This window comes from Butyrivibrio hungatei (assembly GCF_900101605.1).
In the GTDB taxonomy this organism is placed as follows: Bacteria; Bacillota; Clostridia; order Lachnospirales; family Lachnospiraceae; genus Butyrivibrio; species Butyrivibrio hungatei_B.
The window spans coordinates 81,863-102,707 of sequence record NZ_FMUR01000015.1 but is presented as its reverse complement, the minus strand read 5'-3'; the positions used below and the strand labels follow the sequence as shown (position 1 = coordinate 102,707).

The 20,845-nt window shown below is 41.8% G+C and carries 19 protein-coding genes, 1 tRNA gene and 1 rRNA gene; all 21 read right to left on the bottom strand.

From position 1 onward, the window contains the following. Positions 1–194: ribosomal RNA gene (locus tag BLP87_RS12290) — 16S ribosomal RNA — on the bottom strand; the annotation flags it as partial. Between the two features lie 674 nt (positions 195–868). After that, positions 869–956: transfer RNA gene (locus BLP87_RS12285), tRNA-Ser, on the bottom strand. A 99-nt stretch (positions 957–1,055) separates the two neighbouring features. Further along, the gene (locus BLP87_RS12280) at positions 1,056–1,613 is read right to left on the bottom strand and encodes a Fe-S-containing hydro-lyase (RefSeq protein ID WP_074462931.1); all 558 of its coding nucleotides are present in this window, start codon (positions 1,611–1,613) and stop codon (positions 1,056–1,058) included. 35 nt (positions 1,614–1,648) lie between these two features. Then, complete coding sequence (locus BLP87_RS12275; protein WP_074462930.1) at positions 1,649–2,491, bottom strand: fumarate hydratase; 843 nt, start codon at positions 2,489–2,491, stop codon at positions 1,649–1,651. A 16-nt stretch (positions 2,492–2,507) separates the two neighbouring features. Further along, positions 2,508–2,912, bottom strand: coding sequence for an HIT family protein (locus BLP87_RS12270; protein ID WP_074462929.1), 405 nt, complete (start codon positions 2,910–2,912; stop codon positions 2,508–2,510). Beyond that, the gene (locus BLP87_RS12265; RefSeq protein ID WP_074462928.1) at positions 2,912–3,580 is read right to left on the bottom strand and encodes a rhomboid family intramembrane serine protease; all 669 of its coding nucleotides are present in this window, start codon (positions 3,578–3,580) and stop codon (positions 2,912–2,914) included. The genes BLP87_RS12270 and BLP87_RS12265 overlap by 1 nt, the downstream gene beginning before the upstream one ends. A 9-nt stretch (positions 3,581–3,589) precedes the next feature. After that, entirely contained in the window at positions 3,590–4,600 is a 1,011-nt protein-coding gene (locus BLP87_RS12260; protein ID WP_074462927.1) for an SCP2 sterol-binding domain-containing protein, read from the bottom strand. A 49-nt stretch (positions 4,601–4,649) separates the two neighbouring features. Further along, positions 4,650–5,996 (bottom strand): DUF6382 domain-containing protein, encoded by a 1,347-nt coding sequence (locus BLP87_RS12255; RefSeq protein WP_176756647.1) that lies wholly within the window; start codon positions 5,994–5,996, stop codon positions 4,650–4,652. Positions 5,997–6,024: 28 nt separating this feature from the next. Further along, positions 6,025–6,483, bottom strand: a complete 459-nt coding sequence (locus BLP87_RS12250; protein ID WP_074462925.1) for a TadE/TadG family type IV pilus assembly protein — start codon at positions 6,481–6,483, stop codon at positions 6,025–6,027. After that, positions 6,470–6,901, bottom strand: coding sequence for an A24 family peptidase (locus BLP87_RS12245; protein WP_074462924.1), 432 nt, complete (start codon positions 6,899–6,901; stop codon positions 6,470–6,472). Before BLP87_RS12245 ends, BLP87_RS12250 begins: the two co-directional genes overlap by 14 nt. A gap of 9 nt (positions 6,902–6,910) precedes the next feature. Further along, positions 6,911–7,819, bottom strand: coding sequence for a TadE/TadG family type IV pilus assembly protein (locus tag BLP87_RS12240; protein ID WP_074462923.1), 909 nt, complete (start codon positions 7,817–7,819; stop codon positions 6,911–6,913). Beyond that, positions 7,809–9,245 carry a DUF5702 domain-containing protein gene (locus tag BLP87_RS12235; protein WP_143002137.1) on the bottom strand — a complete coding sequence of 479 codons (1,437 nt, stop codon included), beginning with the start codon at positions 9,243–9,245 and terminating at the stop codon, positions 7,809–7,811. The genes BLP87_RS12240 and BLP87_RS12235 overlap by 11 nt, the downstream gene beginning before the upstream one ends. Then, complete coding sequence (locus BLP87_RS12230) at positions 9,229–9,447, bottom strand: Flp1 family type IVb pilin (protein ID WP_330390061.1); 219 nt, start codon at positions 9,445–9,447, stop codon at positions 9,229–9,231. Before BLP87_RS12230 ends, BLP87_RS12235 begins: the two co-directional genes overlap by 17 nt. A 30-nt stretch (positions 9,448–9,477) precedes the next feature. Beyond that, positions 9,478–10,893, bottom strand: a complete 1,416-nt coding sequence (locus tag BLP87_RS12225) for a type II secretion system F family protein (RefSeq protein WP_176756646.1) — start codon at positions 10,891–10,893, stop codon at positions 9,478–9,480. A gap of 57 nt (positions 10,894–10,950) precedes the next feature. Continuing rightward, positions 10,951–11,649 (bottom strand): type II secretion system F family protein, encoded by a 699-nt coding sequence (locus tag BLP87_RS12220; protein ID WP_083334603.1) that lies wholly within the window; start codon positions 11,647–11,649, stop codon positions 10,951–10,953. 1 nt (position 11,650) lies between these two features. After that, positions 11,651–12,895: a CpaF family protein gene (locus BLP87_RS12215; protein WP_242871861.1), complete on the bottom strand. Its 1,245-nt coding sequence runs from the start codon at positions 12,893–12,895 to the stop codon at positions 11,651–11,653. Then, entirely contained in the window at positions 12,888–13,907 is a 1,020-nt protein-coding gene (locus BLP87_RS12210; RefSeq protein ID WP_074462920.1) for a P-loop NTPase family protein, read from the bottom strand. Before BLP87_RS12210 ends, BLP87_RS12215 begins: the two co-directional genes overlap by 8 nt. Next, positions 13,904–14,311, bottom strand: a complete 408-nt coding sequence (locus BLP87_RS12205; RefSeq protein ID WP_074462919.1) for a prepilin peptidase — start codon at positions 14,309–14,311, stop codon at positions 13,904–13,906. Before BLP87_RS12205 ends, BLP87_RS12210 begins: the two co-directional genes overlap by 4 nt. A 449-nt stretch (positions 14,312–14,760) precedes the next feature. Then, on the bottom strand, positions 14,761–17,694 hold the full coding sequence (locus BLP87_RS12200) for a glycoside hydrolase family 3 protein (protein WP_074462918.1): 2,934 nt from the start codon (positions 17,692–17,694) through the stop codon (positions 14,761–14,763). Between the two features lie 80 nt (positions 17,695–17,774). After that, entirely contained in the window at positions 17,775–18,326 is a 552-nt protein-coding gene (locus BLP87_RS12195; RefSeq protein ID WP_074462917.1) for a GtrA family protein, read from the bottom strand. Between the two features lie 14 nt (positions 18,327–18,340). Beyond that, positions 18,341–20,692: a glycoside hydrolase family 3 C-terminal domain-containing protein gene (locus tag BLP87_RS12190; protein ID WP_074462916.1), complete on the bottom strand. Its 2,352-nt coding sequence runs from the start codon at positions 20,690–20,692 to the stop codon at positions 18,341–18,343. Between the last annotated feature and the right edge of the window lie 153 nt (positions 20,693–20,845).

Below are 20,845 nucleotides of genomic sequence, written 5' to 3'. Positions count from 1 at the left end.
ATGCGGTATTAACAGTCGTTTCCAGCTGTTATCCCCCAGTATGAGGCAGGTTGCCCACGCGTTACTCACCCGTCCGCCACTAAGAATTTACAAGAATCTGCCGAAGCTTCATCAGCGTAAATTCTCCGTTCGACTTGCATGTGTTAGGCACGCCGCCAGCGTTCATCCTGAGCCAGGATCGAACTCTCACGTTTAAAAGTTTAATCCGGCTAAGAACTTAAGCTTGGCTTTCGTTCTGTCCGTTAATTTACATTTTTCTGAATTATTCTCTTGGAATCTTTCAGGGTTGCATTACTGTTTATTTGTCAAGGTTCATGTTCTTGCGACTTCAGTGCCGCAACTCGTTTATCGTATCATAGTCAAGCGCTGTTGTCAAGAACTTTTTTAAACTTTTTTCAAAGTTTTTATGAAACCCGCTTAGTTCTGCGGTTTTCAGCCCCTCTCTCGAGCGGGCAAAAGTTATTATAGCAAAGCGTATATACAAATGCAACAACTTTTTTGAGAAATTTTAAAAAAATTTCCGATCACTATATTTTGTGTCAAATCACGCCTCACACCACAAGATATCTGTTTTTCATCCGCCATAATTTCTGTATTCATATAAAAATATCTTTTTTTGTTTAAAAACTTCGCACAACTTTCCCCCTTTTTTACAGAAAATATTTAAAGTCGGATACTTTGGGCCTTTCGCCTGTCAAGACTTTTTCCATAAAAATTCTTTTATAATATTTTCTATATGAAATAAGACATTTTATCCCCGCAGATCTTTTTTGTTATAGCAGAGCATTTTTTGTTGAATAGAAATTTCCTGTTAGACAAAAAAAGCGCTACTCACTGAAATTCATCAGTAAGTAACGCTATACTTCAACGGAGAAAGCGGGATTTGAACCCGCGCGCCGCGTTAACGGCCTACACCCTTAGCAGGGGCGCCTCTTCAGCCACTTGAGTATTTCTCCATGCCTGAATCCCTCTACCAAATATGGTTCGAATTCTCTTGGCTAACAGCCAAGACGCAAATGTAATTATACAAAGACACTCAGCCTTTGTCAATTCTTTTATTCGTTTTCTTTGTTATACAGTTTATCCGCAGTTTCGTACAGATTATTTCCCTTTGAGTCAATTACCACTATGGCAGGGAATTTCTCAACTTTAAGTTTTCTGATAGCTTCCGTTCCAAGATCGTCATATGCGACAACTTCAGACTCTACTATCGCTTTTGACAAAAGAGCTCCCGCTCCACCAATAGCCGCAAAATAAACAGAACCGTTTCTTACAATAGCATCCGAAACATCCTTAGACCTCTTTCCTTTTCCGATCATTCCGCCAAGTCCAAGATCAAGAAGTTTGGGGGCATACTTATCCATCCTGCTTGCCGTTGTGGGCCCTGCTGATCCTATGGGTCTGCCTTCTCTTGCCGGAGACGGTCCCATATAATAAATAAGATTTCCTTTTAAATCTATAGGAAGCTCTTTTCCCTCAGCAAGAGCTTCATCCATTCTCTTGTGAGCAGCATCACGAGCTGTATAGATAATTCCTGTAATATATACCATATCGCCTGCACTGAGACTGCTTACCGCCTCAGCACTGACAGGAGCCTGTATCTCTTTATTCATGTCAATTCCTTTTCAATCTCTATCATTATTCTGTATCACAAAGTCACAGTAACATGCCTGTTTACATGGCAACAGATATTTACCGCTACCGGAAGTCCGGCTATATGTGTGGCATATGTATTTATGTTTACTGCAAGAGCCGTCATCTTTCCTCCAAGTCCGGCAGGACCGATTCCGGTTTTGTTTATCCTATCAAGAAGCTCTACTTCCATTGCCTTTATATGCTCTTTATCGGAATGACTACCGACAGGTCTGGTAAGAGCTTCTTTTGCCATCTCCGCGCATTTTTCAAATGTTCCGCCTATTCCGACACCTACAACCATAGGAGGACATGCATTCGGGCCTGCATCCTTGACGGCACGAACAACCGCTTCCTTGACGCCTTCTTCTCCATCAGCAGGCTTAAGCATGAATACTCTGCTCATATTCTCGCTTCCAAATCCTTTTGGAGCACATGTAATAGTAACTTTATCACCCGGAACAATGTCATAATGTACGATTGCCGGCGTATTATCTTTAGTGTTTACTCTAATAAGAGGATCTCCGACTACGGATTTTCTAAGATAGCCTTCCGTATATCCCTGTCTTACGCCTTCATTTATGGCAGTTCCGAGATCTCCTCCCGTAAAATGAACATCCTGACCAACTTTAAAGAAAAATACCGCCATTCCCGTATCCTGGCAAATAGGAATCTGATCGTTTGCGGCTATCTCCAGATTTTCTTCAAGTTGTGAAAAAATCTGTTTTCCAAGCTCTGACACTTCCTCTTTCTGTGCAGTTTCAAGAGCTTTCTTCATATCATCGGAAAGCGCATAGTTAGCATCTATGCACATATTTTTTACAGCTTCGGTCACTTCCGAAACATTAATCTCACGCATTAAATATCCCCTTGTATTAACCTATTATAGTATTCTTTATCTCTACAAGCTCTTCAGCTGAAGGACTTGTCGGCTTCCACAAAATATGCTGTCCGTCGTTTTCATATCTCGGGATCACATGTAAATGGTAATGCATAACGGTCTGACCTGCAGCCGCTCCATTGTTCTGCACAAGATTAACTCCGTCACATCCAAGCTTATCTTTTAACATGGAAGCAACGATCTTTCCTGTCTGCACCGCTCCGGCAAGAACATCATCGGGAATCTCAAAAAGATCCGCATAGTGCTTCTTTGGAATTACCAACGCATGTCCCTTTGTTGCCGGTCCGTTATCAAGGATTACTCTAAAATCTTCATTCTCATAAATAGTATTGGACGGAATCTCTCCGTTTGCTATCTTACAAAAGATGCAGTCACTCATTATGCCAAACCCTCCATATTCTTGTTGTTCTTTAATACTATTATATTAACCACACCAAGTATCGCTCCCATGAGAAAGCCTCCGAGATGTGCCTGTGTATTTGCTCCGGGTTGTATAAAACAGGATTCGATAATATATAATCCAAAAACAATAAGCCTGAATTTCATATCAGCAATATTTCTTTTATTCTTGCCTCCCGAAATGAGCCACAGCGCCAGAAAACCTACATTCCCCATTATAGCACCGCTTGCGCCAACCGATATCCTGTCTATTCCAAAAAACTGCTCATATCCCAGAGAAAAGAAATTTCCGAATAATCCGGACAATATATACATAAATAAGTAATAGATATGTCCGGTATAATTCTCGATCACTCCTCCCAGAAGCAGCAACATAAACATATTGCTGGTCAGATGATTCACGTCCGCATGGAGAAACATAGAAGTAAACGTTCTGAATTTCCCCCAGCCCGAATCAAAATCTGTCAGCATCAATGCGCCTTTATCATAGATAAGATATGCATAATCCGTTGTACATAATATGTACATAATAATATTTATCACAAGAAGCGCAATAGTAACATACGCCTTTTTATAAATCTTTCTCTGCTCATCCCAGAATTCTTCCTGATTCATCCGATTCTGAGCACCAGACATTCCTTCCGACATAACTTTAAGTTATTCCTCCATCAGTCCAAAAAGCTGATCCATACTTCTGAGAAGCTTGAAATCACCCTTCATTTTAATACTTCCGTCCATAAATGCTCTTTGGAATGTAATTCTTCCGTCAAGAATGTCCTCAAAGACTCTCTGCTCTGTAGTAATCACAACATCACATTCACCGCTCTCACCTGTCGAGCACTCACATCTGCTGTTTTCAACATTTATGATCACAGGCTTAAGTCTTGCATTATCAGTAAAAAGAATCTTAAATACGGCATTTATACCGGCTACCGGTCTAAATGTACTTTGAAGTTTCTTTGCATACTCACCGGAATTTCCGGATGTAGTCTCATCCTGTCCCATCTTATCCCTGAATATACTTGCAAGTTCCTGCAGATCTTCTTTTTGCTTTTTTACAAACCTGTCATCGGAAGCATACTCAGAAAGCTGCTCTGATTCCTGAGGTGTAAGATCTATGCTGTTTGCAACAGCAACCTTGTTGATAACCGCGCGATTGCTTGCAGGAAAAACAGGCATCTTCTGATTGATCGTCCTGTAAATATTCTCTGCTTTCTTATCTATAATCTTGGAATACTCCGAACTATTTTCAAGCCTTGTAGTATCTGCAATATATCCGCAAATACCTTCACAGGGAAGTCCGCCGAGCATCTCCCACGCGGCTGAAAGACTCATCATTCCTTCTCTTTCCCCGTGAGTAGTAGACATGACAACAGGCGCCATATAGATGTCCTTTATCTTTTCCTTGTCACCGTATAACCAGCATGCATCAAGGAACTGCATCATATATCCGCCAACACCGAACCACTCAACCGTAGACGCAAGAATAATTCCGTCCGCATCCTTAAGAGTATTTGGAAGTGCCGTGATTCCGTTTTTCTGCTCATATAAATTATATTGCTGAACCTTTACATTAAGCTCCTGCAACACTGTAGTTATCTGAGAAATGACATACAAAGTGGGATCGTCAATAATTCCCCTTCCACCGTAATAGATATTTATCTTCATTAGAACCCCTCCAACCGGTTAAGGGTATTATAACATATATTTTTCAGAGTTATCGTAAGTCAAAGCAAATTCGACCTATCTTTATTTCATCCCCTTCCTCAACAGGCACTTTCACCTTAGGTCCAAGTCTTAAGCCGTTCTTGTATGTTCCGTTTGTCGAACCAAGATCGGACACGACAATCTTTCCACCTTCATTGCTGAACCTGCAATGAATCCTTGAAATACTCATATCCTTGATGACCGTATCAACATAGCCTTCGAGCTTTCCTATAGTTATAGGAAGTTTATCAAGCGGAATCCTGAATGTTTTCCCCGCATTTCTGCTGTACAGGGTCATCTCGCCCGAATCTTCTTCAGCAAGTAGCGTTGTTTCCTCATATGCAGATGAAATCTCCGCATTTCTGTCACGATCAATACCTGAAGCAGAAGATGTTATTTTAAGCGGCGCCTTATATGATGAACTGTAATCTTTAAACGAAGGCTCGTCCTCATAATAATCATCTTCGTCCTCTTCATCACTCCATGAATCGCGCTCTTCTACCTTATATCCCAGTTTCTTCATATCCCTGATTCCTGTAAAAAGAGCTGCTGCGCTCATACCCACAGAAACAACGATCACTCCTATCGAGAAAAGATTCTCAACCTCAGACAGTACATAGTTCATTCTTACATATACAACAACTGCCACAAGTGCGGCAAACAAAAAAGCAAACACGAATTTACTCTTCACTCCGAGACCGCTCTTTTTAGAATCTACATATTCCTCATATTCTTCATCATCTTCATAATCGTCATACTCATCAGATTCTTCAAAGCGCATCTCATTTTCCGGCAGCGTTTCTTCCTTGCCGGGCGCAGTCTTTAAAATCTCATCAATAAGCTGCGGAAGCAATATTCCATCTTTCTCCGACATCTCACATAGATTATACGCAATCTCTATAGCCTCATCATCGGAATGATCAACCAGATCAAGAAGTTTCTCCGCAAAATTTCCAAATGCTTTATTCTCCCCGTCAAACGGATAATACATGAATCTATATTCGCCCGAGGATATATTTACATAGATATTTTCGGGATCAAAAAGAATCCCCTCTTCCCCAAGCAGGTATTCAGACAGGCCTTCCAGCATTTCCTTAAGCTCACGCAAAAAACATTTAAGGTCATCCGCGCTCATTCCTTTTGAGGAAAATCTGTCTTCCATACTTACCATCGAACTTACTTCATAATATAAAAGCTGTTCAAGATCTATTTTCCTAAGACTTACAGGAAGAAGCTTTTTGATTCTTCCGTTTTCCGCGATCTTAAGCTTATATCCGCCAAGTTCTTCCTCTCTGACATCGTTGCAGGGAGCGATAATATAACTGTGCTTTAAATCTCTGTAATATTTGTATTCCACTTTAGTTTCCATCCTTTAATCAAATACTCTAATCAACCATTCTTTGTCCGATATCTTTAAGCCGTGTAATCTTGCGTATATGTTTCACTTGCCCGAGGCACTTTGCCTTATGTCCCGCCTTAAACTCCCATCCGGATCTTGGTTTCAAAAAATAATTCCCCATAGCTCCCGCTCTTATCCTCGCACTTGCGCTTACCCTAATTTCTTTTCCGCCGTCTCTGCTATCCACATGGATAACCGGCTTCGTGCTTCCAAAATATTTTTTTCCAAAAACACGATCTCTTTTGGAAAGCACAGTGCTCTCGGGATTACTTCCGTATCTGTCCGCATCGACGCTTGCCCTGAACGCAAGGATATAGGAATCCTGCGACAAAATGCACCTTCCGTACAGATAATATGAAAATAAGATAAGAAGAGTTATCACGCATATGACCATCGGAACAATAAGCGCCGCCTCAAGCGTCATATATCCTTTATATTTGCGCAACTGTCGCCACCACCATTCCTGCCGCAATAAACGGGATAAAAGGATAACTCTTTTTTCTCCGTCCCCTCAAAGCGGCAATTATTACAAGCGAGAACAATCCGCTCACAAAAAACGCCACCGTTATACCAAGTGCAACTCTTTCAATTCCAAACGCCGGTCCCATGCACAATGTGACCATTCCGTCACCGAGACCTATCTGCTTTCCGGTCACATAATACAGGACTATCAGAACTACTCCGGGCAAAAGAGCTACCGCTGCCCGCTCAATATCATCCGCCCCCGCAACAATCTCAAATGCAGCACTTCCAACAGAAAGTGCCGCCAAAATCCATATTTTCCATGAAGATATACTCATGCTCTTTATATCTTCAATCGCTATTATCAAAAGAACCATCAATGCCGCTATCTGAATCATCATAATCTACCTCTATCCGCAGTCACTGCAAGGACGTCTTGCGCCAACTTCCGAGATTGGAATGGTGTATATCTTCCTTTTCAGCCCCGCACAATCAACCTTTCCGTGATACCTGTTTCCGTAATCCGTTATAAATACATCTCCCGCTGCGATCTTACCTGCGCAATACTCGCAAGGATAATACTTACTCCCGTCATTGTTCCTAAGTTTATCTATCCCCTGCAAACTCGTACTCCGGACACTCACCTTAAGATGCTTACAACTTATATTCCTGTGATATACTTCGCCGTGCTCCGTAACATATACAATTTCCTCTTCGGGATCACCACCGCCTGCCGCGCCCGCAATTTTGTACCCTGTCCACGCATGGGCATAATATCTGCCTTCTACGGAAAATTTTGTAAAACCTGCAACCGGAATAAGCGGCTTAACTTTATAATCGACCACAATGTCGACTATATCGCCGCCGTTTGTCACATCCGACCTTATATATCCCAATCCGTTTAATCCGCCTGCAATGCAGCTCCTATCTATTCCGGTTCCAAGATATTCCCTCACCTTGGAAGAAGCATAGGAGACAGAAACGACGCCTTTTATAGCATTCGCATCACTTCCGATCCCGGCTGCGTTTTCGGCAAAAGAAACATCAAAAGCCCTAAGCGCAATCTCATTGCCAACCTGATGTAACGCCGCCTCAATATCCGACTGGACTTTTATGACATTGAACATCACCATTAGATTTGCAAAAAAGAAAATAAAAAGCGGAAGTACAAGTGAAGCTTCAACTGTCATGGACGCAGGTAAAGACACTCCTTTGTCCTTTCTGATCGCCCGGAAAATAGCTTTTTTTATTTTTTTGTTTCTTATTATTTTTGTCAGTAAAAAAGAAGTGTCTTTATCTGCTTCCGGACTACTCTTCATATCCGTACACCCTCTCTATCTTCACCTCATAGCCGAATGATGTTCCGACTACAAGCTCTCCGCAAAATACATCAAGACAGTGATCAACCTTAAATTCCCTGTTTCCGTCAGTTCTTCGTATATCCATCTCGATAATGTCCATAAGCCTCTGCGTCTTTTCCTTTAAATCCGTCATACCAAGCTTCATCTTAAGATAGTCTTTGTAACAAAGCCCTTCTCCGCAATCTTTTCTTCCGATGTTTCTTCTAAAAAGTAGCATCTCCGCAAGCCCAAGCTGCCAGGTCGAATCACTTTTAAAAAGAGGAACCCTCCCTCCTTCCAAAAGAATATTCACATCCGATACGCTCTCTGCAAAAACCCAGGCAAAAATGATCGACCATTTAACGGGATCTTTAAACTCAGGAGCCAAAGCGACCGCGGTAAGTGCACTTGCAACCGCATCGGCCTCATTCTGTTTGGCCGAACAGCCAAGCATGTACATCCAGTTTGACGCTTCTCTCCAGAAAAAGAGCGTCTGCGCCATTTTCTCAAGATTTCTGTAATCACTGTTTTGCCCGAAAATAAGATACTCAAGCTGATATTTAAGAAGTGATTTATCCAATTCACCTCCGTATCTTCCGCATTTTTCATAAAGGTACTCATCTATAAGAAGTTTCTCGGAAGCTGATATTTCCTCATAATCTCTTAATCCCGTACCTTTATTCTTGGATCTGTAAGACGCATAATTCGAAAGATCCGCCGCAGCCCTTGATATATCTATTCCTCCCGCAGCAAGCGAAAGAACTCCTATACCTCTCTGCGAATTTACCGCATCCGCAGGGTTCCCGAGACTGACTTCCTCTTCCTCACCTTCCTCATTTATGATGGTAGGAAGCTCCAAACTGTCTATCTCATCCTGATTCTCATAAGCCATCTCATCCACATTTGTCGTATCAAGCTCAGCGCTTCTGAGTTTGCGGATATTTTCATCCACGTCAGTCATCATCCCACCTACAGGTTCAGCCGCCATATATGAAAGAATCTGCCTGTTTAGTACCGCTCCGTCATTATCTGTCGCAAAAGAACTTCCTGTGATCCTCGCATCCTTGCAATATGCCTTCATCAAGGTACTTGTCCCCGTCAGCCTGCCGGCAGTGCTCGGCTCAAAATTCTTCTGCGCATATTTTCTTAAATGCTCTTCGGTATTGGTTATCGAATGGCTACCCGTTCCGTAAGAAGTATCGACCATAAGAAGCCCATACTGCCGATACAGCTCCCTGCTGTATTCAGCCAGCACAGAATTCATCGCTATATCCGCAACACACTCAGTTTTCATCTTTACCGCTCCGATCCTGGCTCCGCTGTACAGAGCCAGAATAAGCGACATTATCATTGTTATGGTCAGTGATAAAAAAACTGTCAGATAACCTTTAGTTCGTAATAACACGTGTATCTTCCCTTATCGCTTTAAAAATATCTTCTACAATTCCTGCAATCTGCTGCTTAAACACGATTACAAGTCCGATAAGAACCACGATGATCAAAATAACTTCAACCGTTCCCATTCCGGACTCGTCGCTCCAGAATTTGCGAATTCCCTCCACGATCCTATTTTTAACTTTGTTTGCACCTATCATTAAATAATTCATTTTTTCCTCCGTTTTTTATTATCTAAATTTTTAAAAAGAAAGATATGCAGGAATCATAATGATCACCATTACTATGACCAGCATCATTATCATTGGAAGCAGAAGTTTTGTTCCCGCTTCTTCTCCGATCTTTCTTACTCTGTCCATCTTTTCCTCAAATGCTTTTTGCGATTCTTCCTGCAAAATCTTAAGCATCTCACTGTTACCTTTTCTCAGGTTCTGCGAAAGCAGCGTGGCAAGCCTCGTATACTGCCTGCTCTGACACCTGATCCCAAAATTCTCATACACGGCAGCCTCAGAAACTCCGCTTGAAAGCTCTCTTACCGCAACAATAATCTCTTCATAGACATATTGCTTCTTTCCACCGTTCTTACTTTTTCTCACATAATCCTGTGCAAGCTTCTCAAAAATATTTCTCATGGTCATTCCCGCACCAAGATAAAGAACAAGCTGCGAAACAAGTTGCGGATAATCATTAAGCATCTGAAAAGCCCTGTTTTCTATACCTTTTTTAAGTTCTTTATCCTTAAGAATGTATGAAGCCGCGCCACCGATCAGCGTTATGACAAGTATCAGAAGACTGTTATCTTCTATCTTTTCCTTCCAGACTATCGCCTCGTCGTTGTAATTTTGCGGAAGCTCAACAATTTCACTGTTTACGGAATCTTCATCCGCCTTTTTGATAAGCTCACGAAGTTCAAACTCGATCTTCTCCGCAGGAGTCATATTCTCTCTAAAAAGCCTTGCAGACAGCTGCTGTTCCCAGATTCTTCCGTTGTATTTAAATTCAGCAACAAGATTTACCACCGCTCCGCCTTCCGGAATGTTCTCTTTCTCAAGTCGCCCGTCATAGTGGATAACTTCGTAGTCATCTATGTGCCAGTCGATAATAAACGGATATCCTTCCAGTTTTTCCACAAGCTTAAGGTCCTCTGTCACCCGGTCAAAAGATTCATTTTCGCCAAGTGCAGTTTTTTGCAGCACCTCTGCCGCTTCATCAAACATCTCATTTGCTTCGCTTTCGGTAAAAAGCCGCTCCCCGACAACAATCTTTACTTCTCCGATTTCCTTGCCTTCTTTGTCATTTGCAACAAGTTCTGTCTCGTACTCCCCCTCACCGCAGGCGTTTCTCTTAAGCTCCTGAGTTTTGTACACATCCGTTCCCATCATGGTACTAAGATACATAAGCGTAGAAAGAAAACTTCCCGCGATCGCCATGATAAGCACAATGGAAATCTTTCGGATGTAATATTCGGTCTCTGCTTTTTCGACATTTTTTCTGTTACCGAGAGTCCTCAGATAACTTCTGACTTTTTCACCAAATGAAAACCTGTCTCTTATCGGTAATTTTTTGAAAATAAAGAGCGCAATCTTCAAAAACTCACGGCTGATGCCGTTTTCCTCCATATCAGAAGGAAGTTCCTCTTTTCGCGCAAAAATCCACAAGACAAATATTCCCACCGGGAATATAAAATATAGAAACAACATATAGAACTACCTTTGTTATATTGTGATATTTACTATCTTTTGAGATAAAAGATATGCCGCAAAATACACCAGCATACAGATTGTCATAAGGATCACTCCGACGACATTGTGATATAACGGGTCAAAAAAACCGTTACTCGTGATACTTATATAGAAAATGATAAAGAACGGAACAATATTCATTATCCCTGCTTCAAGCCGCTTTGAACTTATAAGGACATCGATTTCTTTTTCAACATCCATCTTCCTTGAAATAACGGCTATTGTTCTTCCGATAATGTCAGTCATGTTTCCGCCGCTTCTTTTGGCCACGGCAAAAACCTCAGCAAATTCTTCTATATCAGCATTTCCGCTCTCTTTTCCAAGTCTGCCTATAAGTTTTTCAAGCGGAATATTGTTTCCAAGACCTTTGTATATCCGTCTCAGTTCCTGACAGATAGGGCTTTTCTTCCCATACAAAAGCTCCATATCTCTTCCGGCCTCTCTAAATGCATTCTCTATGGAATATCCGGCCTTAAGGCTTGTAAGCGCAGAAGCTATCGCATCTCTGAACTGAATCCCAAGGATTCTTACCCTTCGCATCTTTTCCATTTTCTTCTTATAGATAAACCACGGAATTACAAGCGGCAAAAGAAATATGACCGCGATCCACGAATCATAGAACAGTCTTCCAAAAAGAACTGCGATTCCCACTCCCCGTATAAGTACAGGCAATTCACTTATCGTAGGCCGGAAGCCTGATACCTGCAGAAAAAAGTTTTTCACTGTTTGAAATGTCACCGACTTTCCTCCATTCACCGACTATTTTGCCGTCGTTATCCATTCCTGTTTCTTCAAATTTAAAAAGTGTATTTGTCTGAATCTTTCCGGTTACAGGATCGATTTCCTTTGAAAGCTCGCATATTTCAAGCACTTTCCTCGACCTGTCACGAAGTCTCCCGAGATGAACAACAATATCTATGCCGGATGCTATCTGACCTCTTATCGCAGAAAGCGGAATATCCATTCCCATTAGCACCATCGTCTCGATTCGTGAAAGCATGTCTGCCGCGCTGTTGGCATGGCCTGTCGACATCGCCATGTGACCTGTATTCATTGCCTGTAGCATATCAACACACTCACTTCCGCGAACCTCACCTACAATGATCCAATCAGGCCTCATTCGAAGTGATGACTTGATCAGGTCTCTTATAGTGATCTCTTTACAACCTTCGACATTTGCATTTCTGGCTTCGAGCCTTACAATGTTCGGAACTTCACGTATCTGAAGCTCGGCATTATCCTCGATGGTTATAACTCTCATATCCTTTGGAATGTAGTTGGACAGCGCATTTAGAAAAGTTGTCTTTCCAGATCCCGTACCGCCCGAGATAAAGATGTTATAGCCCGCTCTTACAAGCTGCGCCAGATAATCTCTTATGTACGGCGTAAGCGCTCCAAATTCAATAAGCTTTTCCATCGTCATTGGATTTTCCGGAAATTTTCTTATCGTGATTATTGGACCGTTTAGTGCAACGGGACTTAGAACTATATTTACTCTTGAGCCGCCTGAAAGCCTTGCATCAACTATAGGTGATGACTCATTTACAACTCTGTTGCACGAAGCAACTATCTGCTGAACGATGTCCTCAAGTTTTTCCTTTGACTCAAATCCAAGTTCCTGCTTAAAAATCCTTCCGTTTCTCTCGGTAAATATATTATCGACTCCGTTTATCATAATCTCCGTAACTTCCGGATCATCAACAAGTTCCTGCAAAATATCAAGTTTTCTTATCGAATGAAATATCCGGAACCTGAGATTCTTTCTAAGTTCCATAGAGATTGCACGACCGCGCATGCTTACAGATAATTCCCTGTCTATCAGTTCAAACATTTCCTCATCGGAAATATCTTTGGAAAAATCAAGCGACTGTATAACCTTAGACTTTATATCTTTTTTCAGTTCCTCAAAATCACTCACTTACAAGCTCCTCCCTTGCAAGCATTTCACCCGCATAGGTTGAAAGCCCTCCTCCTAAGCTCTCTTTGGGCAAAAGACATCTCACGGTATTGGCAATAACATCGTCATATCCGTTATTACCGAGAACTTTTACATATTGCTCAAGCTTATAGTTCTCTTCTTTGCCTTCGCCGATAACAGTAAATACTCTTGTGCACATTCTGAGAATATCAAACAGCCCTTCGGGAAATTCTGAAAGATCAAGAACAATATATTCATATCCCGCAGCGTCAGATAAAAGCCTTGCAAGAGATTTGATCCGCTCAAAAGTTATTTCCTTTATCTGCGTTGCCGTTTTGGCAGGCGGGATAAAATCAAAACCTTTTCCGCTTCTCTTGATCCGTTCAAGATAAACCGAGAACTTTCCTTCTTCACACTCGGAGTAATAAAGAAGATCGGTAATATCCTCATCCGCATCCTGTCCCATTATCTCAGTGACCATCGAATAACTGTCAAAGTTAAGAAGCATTGTTTTACCATGCTTTGAAAGTTCCTCGCAAATTTTTACAGAAAGAGCCGTTTGACCACACCTTGAAAGTGGAGAAAAGAGTCCCAGAAGTTTAACCTTTTCCGAACCTCTGCCTGCATCAAGATTCCCGATGTTATCGGGAATCTTAACACAGAAATCCAAAATGCCGTCTATTATCTTTCCCGCAGGAAGATACTTGCTTATATGGCATATATTTTTTTCTTCTTCCTGACTTTCGTCCTCATTCACAAAGGAATTTGCCTCATCAAGCACCAGAATGTTTTTTACAGCCTTGATGCCCCCTCCTTCAGAAAGCGCCGAGTACACACTTTGTGAGAGAACTGAAAGTGCAGGAATCTTCTCTTTTACAAACTCTTTAAAAATCTCCGTATCAGTGAATGAACAGATTTCAAAAGACAGATTCAGATGATCTCTTAAGTATTCATCCAATCTTCTGCAATAATCTCTTTCCGTGTCACATATCGCAAGTAACGGTCTGTTCATACAACCACACCTCCTAAGGTAAAAATCGCACTTACGAGAACAGGTACTGCGAAGTGGATAGTCTTTTTCTTATTTCTTTTGAACAAGAGAATTGACAAAGAGATCAGTCCGGCAACGAAAAATGCCGTTATGATGCAGGACATTGTGTCCTGAACAGATAGGAAGGACGCTGCTGACATAAAGAGTTTAACATCTCCCGCAGCTATCCCCTTAAGTAGATACACAGGAAGCAATATAGCAAAAGTTATTCCGATCGCTGTAAGACAGGAAATAAGTTCATTCTGTCCCGCCAGCGCAGATCCGGCAATTCCGGCGATCATTCCCGGTATTACCCAGAGATTATAAATCTTATCTCTGTAGAGATCCGTGAATACTGCTCCTGTTAAGAACAATATCAAAATCACGTAAATTAGATTTTCTCCTTTCGTTTTTTTCGAGCTCGCGATTTACAAATTTATCACTTGATTTTTTGTTTGTAAATAGGCAAATTTCTTTTCGGCATTTTGCACAATTAATATTTTTTCCAAGCCGGTTGAAATAAAATTTTCATCGCAAAACCCGCACGGAAAGAGCGTTCTGTATTTTACTCAAATTATTATTACGCTTTATTGTATTCACTTTTTCGTTTTATGCTTTTCATTTTTTGATTTCACATGTCATAAAATTAATACTCTTAAGATTTCCTTAAGGCACATAAAATCGCTTTTTTCATTTACCAGAGTAACGTACCGCGGTGTAAAAATCAGCCCCAAAAAATCTTTCTTAAACAACGTGAAAACTCCCCGCCGGAACAAGCCGTCGGGGAGCTTCCACGATTATTATTTATCTGATAGAGAGGTGTGTATGCAATTTATTATTCCTGTGTCTGTGTTTCTACAACAGGATCTGTTTCCTTCTTTTTAGCCATATATGTCTTAATTGCACGATACTCAAGGAATCCGATGCATGCGATAAGAAGAACGTCTACTCCGTAGAGGATCTTAACCCATGTAGGAAGCCCTGTATTAACTGCTTTGTCATATGCACGGCTGTTTACAACAGTGTACAAAATGTTCTTTGATGCAGTTCTCATTGCATTAAGTGATGTTGCACTTGTCTGATCTGTAACAGTTGACTCCGGTGTTGAGTATGTTGCAAGCATCAGATCGCAGCCGTTTCTGATCATACGATCGGCATCCTGATATCCGTATCCACCGAAATAATCTGTTTCAGCAAATCCACGGAATCCCCACTCACCACGAAGAACTGTGTTAAGAAGTGCAGAGCAAGCCTCGGCAGGTTCAATACCGATGTTGTTGAAAGCTACCATTGTTGCACCGGGATTACCGTTCTTAAATGCAATCTCGAAGGACTTAAGGTAAATCTCACGAAGAGACTGCTCATTAAGCCATGTGCAGAGAAGTCCGGTACGGTTCGTCTCCTGATCGTTTGTGGCAAAGTGCTTAACGTATGAGTATACGCCCCACTCACGTGCGCCCTGTACTGCATTTGCGCACATCCACCCTGCAAGTACTCCGTCCTCTGAGTAATACTCAAAGTTACGTCCTGCAAAAGCAGATCTGTGTGTATTTGTAGCAGGTGCATACCAACCTGATACATCCATATCGTTAGCCATACGTCCGATAGAAGCACCGAATCTGTGAGCTATATCTTTATTCCATGTGCAAGCGATCATTACCGCTGCAGGGAATCCGATAGATCCCTGATGCGTAAAGTTGTTGTTGATAGATGCAGGACCGTCACAGTCATAAGTCATAACTTTTCCGATAGACTCAACTGCCGATGTCTCATATCCGCCAAGCTCGATAAGTGTGTTCATCTCTGCAACACTCATCTCATCAAGGAGTGACTCCCACATAGGATCGTCATACTCAAGTCCTCTGAGCTGTTCAAGCTTGATGCCGTTCTTTGCACCTGTTGCAGGCATAGCGTCTGCTTCGTTATTGTAATCAACTTCATTATAATTTGTGTTGTTTACATAATCTTTTTTGTACTCTTCTGCAAGCTCAAATGACTTGGGAGCTGCAGTTGCTTCTGCATAGTTCTTAAATCCGTCCGCACGTGAAAGGTATGTTACACCGCCTTCTGCAAATCCAAACTGATTTGTTGCGGCAACCTGATCTGTTGAACGCTTATTGTTCTGATCGTATACAACTTCAGAACCGATATTTACAGTCTTTGCTGCAATCTTGTTATGTGAATCGCTGTTGATTGAAATCTCATAATCTCCAGACTCAAGTACATAACATCCGTGACCGTATGTGTCATATGAAGCCATATCTTCCACAGGGAAAGAAATGGATACTGTTGCTGAAGCACCGGGCTCAAGAGTCTCAGTCTTTTCAAAAGCAACAAGGTTAGCTGCGGCCTTTTCGATTCCGCCGTTTGTATAAGGAGGATTGAAGTATACTTCAACAACATCCTTACCTGCTACATTTCCTGTATTTGTTACGGTAACATCGAATGAAATATTTGTACCGTCGTTGTTTATTTCACCCATCTCCTGAGTGAATGTTGTGTATGAAAGTCCGTATCCAAACGGATAAACTACATTTGCATCATAATCAAATTCATAGTTTCCGGCTGCTGCTTCAACAGCTGCAGTCTCATAATATTTGTATCCTACGTAGATACCCTCTACATAATTTACAAATGTAGGGAAGGCTTTTCCTCCCTCAGCGAACATGTTATCAACTCCAAATTCGCTCATGTTTGTGTAATCGAAATCACCAAAGTTATTTGATGTAGGTGTGTTCATAAGATCTGCAAGGAAAATATCTGCAGTCTTTCCGGAAGGATTGATCTTACCTGCGATGATCTCCCCAAGACCATCGAAACCTGTCTGACCTGTTCCGGGGCAGTAAAGCACTGACTTAATCTGTGAATAATCTTTTACAAAGCCAAGTTCCATGGCATTTGCAGAATTTACAACAAGTATAACCTTATCAAAAGTTGATGTTACCTTATCAAGAAGAGTCTTTTCTCTGTTTGACAATTCAAGATAAGACTTTGAAGCATCAAGATCGTCCTTCTGATCTGAGAAACGAACACCAAGTGCACCGAAAGGTCCCTCTGTTGAGAATGTGTCCGGTCCGTCATAAGAAGTTGGAAGATCTGCACCTTCACCGCCTGAACGAGCGATGAACAAGATAGCTGTATCTGAATAATTCTTTGCATCTGTTATAAGATTCTCATAATCTGAAACCATAGGCTCAGGAATTGTCCAGTCCTGTCCGATCATTCCAACTATAGGTCTTGCATCTCTCCAGCCCTTGTAGAAATCAACAAGATCCTGATTGTACTCAATTCCTGCATCGGTAAGTCCTGTAAGGAAATCTACGGTAGGATAAGCATCTGAAAGAGCTCCCGATCCTGTACCACCGTAAATAGGATTTGTGGATGACCATCCAAATACGTTTACCTTACTACCTTCTGCAAGAGGAAGTGCCTGCGCATCGTTCTTAAGCATAACGATACCTTCTTCGGCTATCTCAGTACAAAGCGCCTTGGCTTCTTCGATAGCTTCATCTGAAATAGTTCCTCCACCCATTGCCATGTTCACCATAGAATACATCGGAACAAGCAATATGTTAGAAATCACAATGACAACTGTAAGTAAAAATGCAAGCCACGCCTGCTTACGCACGAATTTGCGCACCGGCTCTGTCTTCTTTATAACTGACAGTGTTGCGATGATTGCTGCCAATAATACCACACCGAGAATAACAAGCTGAGGTATCATTGTTTTGAGGACGGCAATGACGTCCGCGGGGTTAATGTTTAACATTTCTCTCTTCTCCTCCTTTGCTTTAGATGAAAGAAAATATCTAAAGGACCCTTGTCCTCTATGACCAATTTAATAAAAATTCATGCTTTCTTCGGAGTCTCAGGGAAAATGATCTTATTAACAAAGAAAAATACGACCATTGAAACTCCTCCGTTAAGTACTGTAGTTCCTATGTTGTAAAGCCAGGGAGCAACGAACTTGCCCGCCACGGCTACCCAGATGCAGTTGATTGAATTTACAATGCATGTGATCACAATAAATGCCATGACATACCATGCGATCTGCTTGCCGGGCTTATCGTGATTGCGGAAAACAAACACTTTCTGGATAGGAAAATTAATGCATTCTCCTATGACCATCGCGATCATATAAGCCGTAAAATAAGCCAATCCGCCGTGAGCACTGTCATAACCCAGAATGTTCCAGCTAAATGTTTCACCTGCGACAGTAAGCGGTATTCCCGGCCAGCCAAACGATTTATCTCCCAGAAAAGCAAATGCTGCGGGGAGGAATGTCAGCAAAAGATACTTAAATATCGTTATCAGGTTGCTGACGATCACGAATAATCCGCCCTCACGCACCCACTTGGCTGCTTTAGGATATTTTTCTTCAAATTGCTTCCAAAGATTCATTCCCTTATCTCCTATTAAATATTTCCAAGCTTCTTCTCGTATTTCTTATTCGCACTCTTGTTGCGGAAGAATCCGATGATTACGCCTCCAAGTCCTTTGAAGAAATGACCGTTTACGATAGTTACTATGCTCTCAACCATATCTCTCGAGACCATACCTCCGGACATCTTGCAAATTGCCCTGAATGGCATATTGTAAATAAACATTATGTTGAGATTCGGAACGCCCTTCTCATAAGATTTTTCCAGTTTTCTTTCCAAAATCTTATAAACAAGTCTGCACAGAACGCTCTTTGCGGTATCCATCTGACATAGCGCATCATTTATATCAAGCGGTCCGACCTTCTCTTCGGGAAGCGCCCTGCCATATATTTTTTCAAATTCGTCGTAGTGAACGTTTCGTACCTGTCCGCTCCTGTATCTTGAAAATGTCTTGATATCATAAGGAAGTTCCTCTATGGTGCCTTCCTTAACAATGCTTCCTTCAAGAGCGATGTCACGAACATTTCCGCCTACATATATGCGATACTCTCCGCCTTCTACTTCCCATTTATCTGACACTGTCGAGAAGTAACGGAATGTCTTATCGTCAAAAGAAATCGTAACTTCCTTTGATTCACCGGCTTTGAGCCATACCTTTGCAAAACCTTTAAGCTCTTTTCTCGGACGGATAAGTCCGCTGTTCTTTTTTCCTACATATAACTGTGCGATCTCGGCGCCGTCATACTTTCCCGTATTGGTAACAGTAAATGATACGCCGTCTTCCGTAACCTCCAGATTGCCATACTCAAATGTTGTATAGGACAATCCGAATCCAAACGGGAACTGCACTGCAACTCCGGCGGTATCATAGTAGCGATAACCGATAAAAGGACCTTCTCTGTACTGAAGATTTCTCGTATCATCAGCTGAGAAATTTACTATCGAACAATCTGTATAAGAAAAAGGATATGACTCAGACAGCTTACCTGTCGGAACCGTTTTACCCGTTATAATATCCAGCAATGCACTTGCGCCTGCCTGTCCCGTAAGATATCCGTGAAGAAGTGCCTTCAGATTATCAAGCCATGGCATCTTCACAGCAGATCCCGCGCTCATAACTCCTACGATATTCTTGTTAAGAGCGATCAGCTTCTTAAGTTCCTTCACCTGATATTCGGGGATGTCCATCGACATTCTGTCAGCGCCTTCGCTCTCTGCGATCTCATCAAGTCCGAAGAAATACAGAACTACGTCTGCTTCTCTTGGATCTTCCACAACCTCAAGGTTATAATTTCCGATAACTTCAGAGACCTTCTCAACCTTTGTGGAATTTACCTGAGAACTTCCCGATCCCTGATATCTGGGCTTATCAACAAATGGCCCTCTAAGTGCAACTTTTGTTCCTGCTTCAAGCGGAAGAATGTCTTCGTCATTTTTCAAAAGAACTGCTGAATTTGCTGCCGCTTTCCTTGCAAGTTCATGGTGTGCTTTAACATCAAATTTTTTGGTATGGTCGTTATCCTTTACATGTAAAGCTGCTTCGATAACGGGAAGAACTGCTGTGTCTATCTCTTCTTCAGTGATGAGTCCTTCCTTAACTGCCTTTATCAGCTCTCTTGCCGAATCAAGTCCCGGATTTGGCATCTCAACATTTGATCTGCACTTAACGCCTTCAACGTGGTCGTTACTTGCGCCCCAATCCGTTACCACAAGTCCGTCGAATCCCCATTCTTCTCTAAGAATGTCCACCAAAAGATGCTTATTCTCATTGGCATACTCGCCGTTTACCTCGTTGTATGCCGACATGATTGCTTTGGCTCCACCCTCTTTTACCGCAATCTCAAATGCAGTCAGATATATTTCACGTAAGGTCCGCTCATCAACTACCGCATTCATAGCCATTCGGCGGTATTCTCTTGAGTTAACCGCAAAGTGTTTCGGACATGAATAAATATTTTTACTCTGTATTCCTCTCACATATGCAGCCGCCATCTTACCTGCAAGTATCGGATCTTCCGAAAAGTATTCGAAGTTTCGTCCGCAAAGCGGTGAACGTTTCATATTAAGGCCGGGGCCTAAGAGAACGTCTACCTTCTGCGCCAAGGCCTCTTCACCGAGAGCCTGTCCGATTTCCTCACCAAGTTTTTCATCCCAGCTGTTCGCTACAGTTGCTGCTGTCGGAAAACATGTTGCGGGAAGTGATGCATTAAGTCCCAAATGATCTCCGGCACCTTCCTGTCTTCTAAGACCGTGAGGTCCATCTGCAAATGTAATGGACTGTATATTAAGTCGGGGAATGTCTCTTGATTCCCACTCGTTCTTTCCGCCTAATAATGCTGCTTTCTCTAATAAAGAGAGCTTTGAAATAATATCTTTTGCGTTCAAAAAGCGTACCTCCTTGTCTGTATTTTTGTTATAACATGTATTTTTATTAATGGAGTTTGTGCAAGGATAACTTGTCATTTATTCGTGATAACTTGCATAGAGAAAAGAAAAAATGAATTGATAAGCACGCAAAAAACCTCGTGAAATCCACAC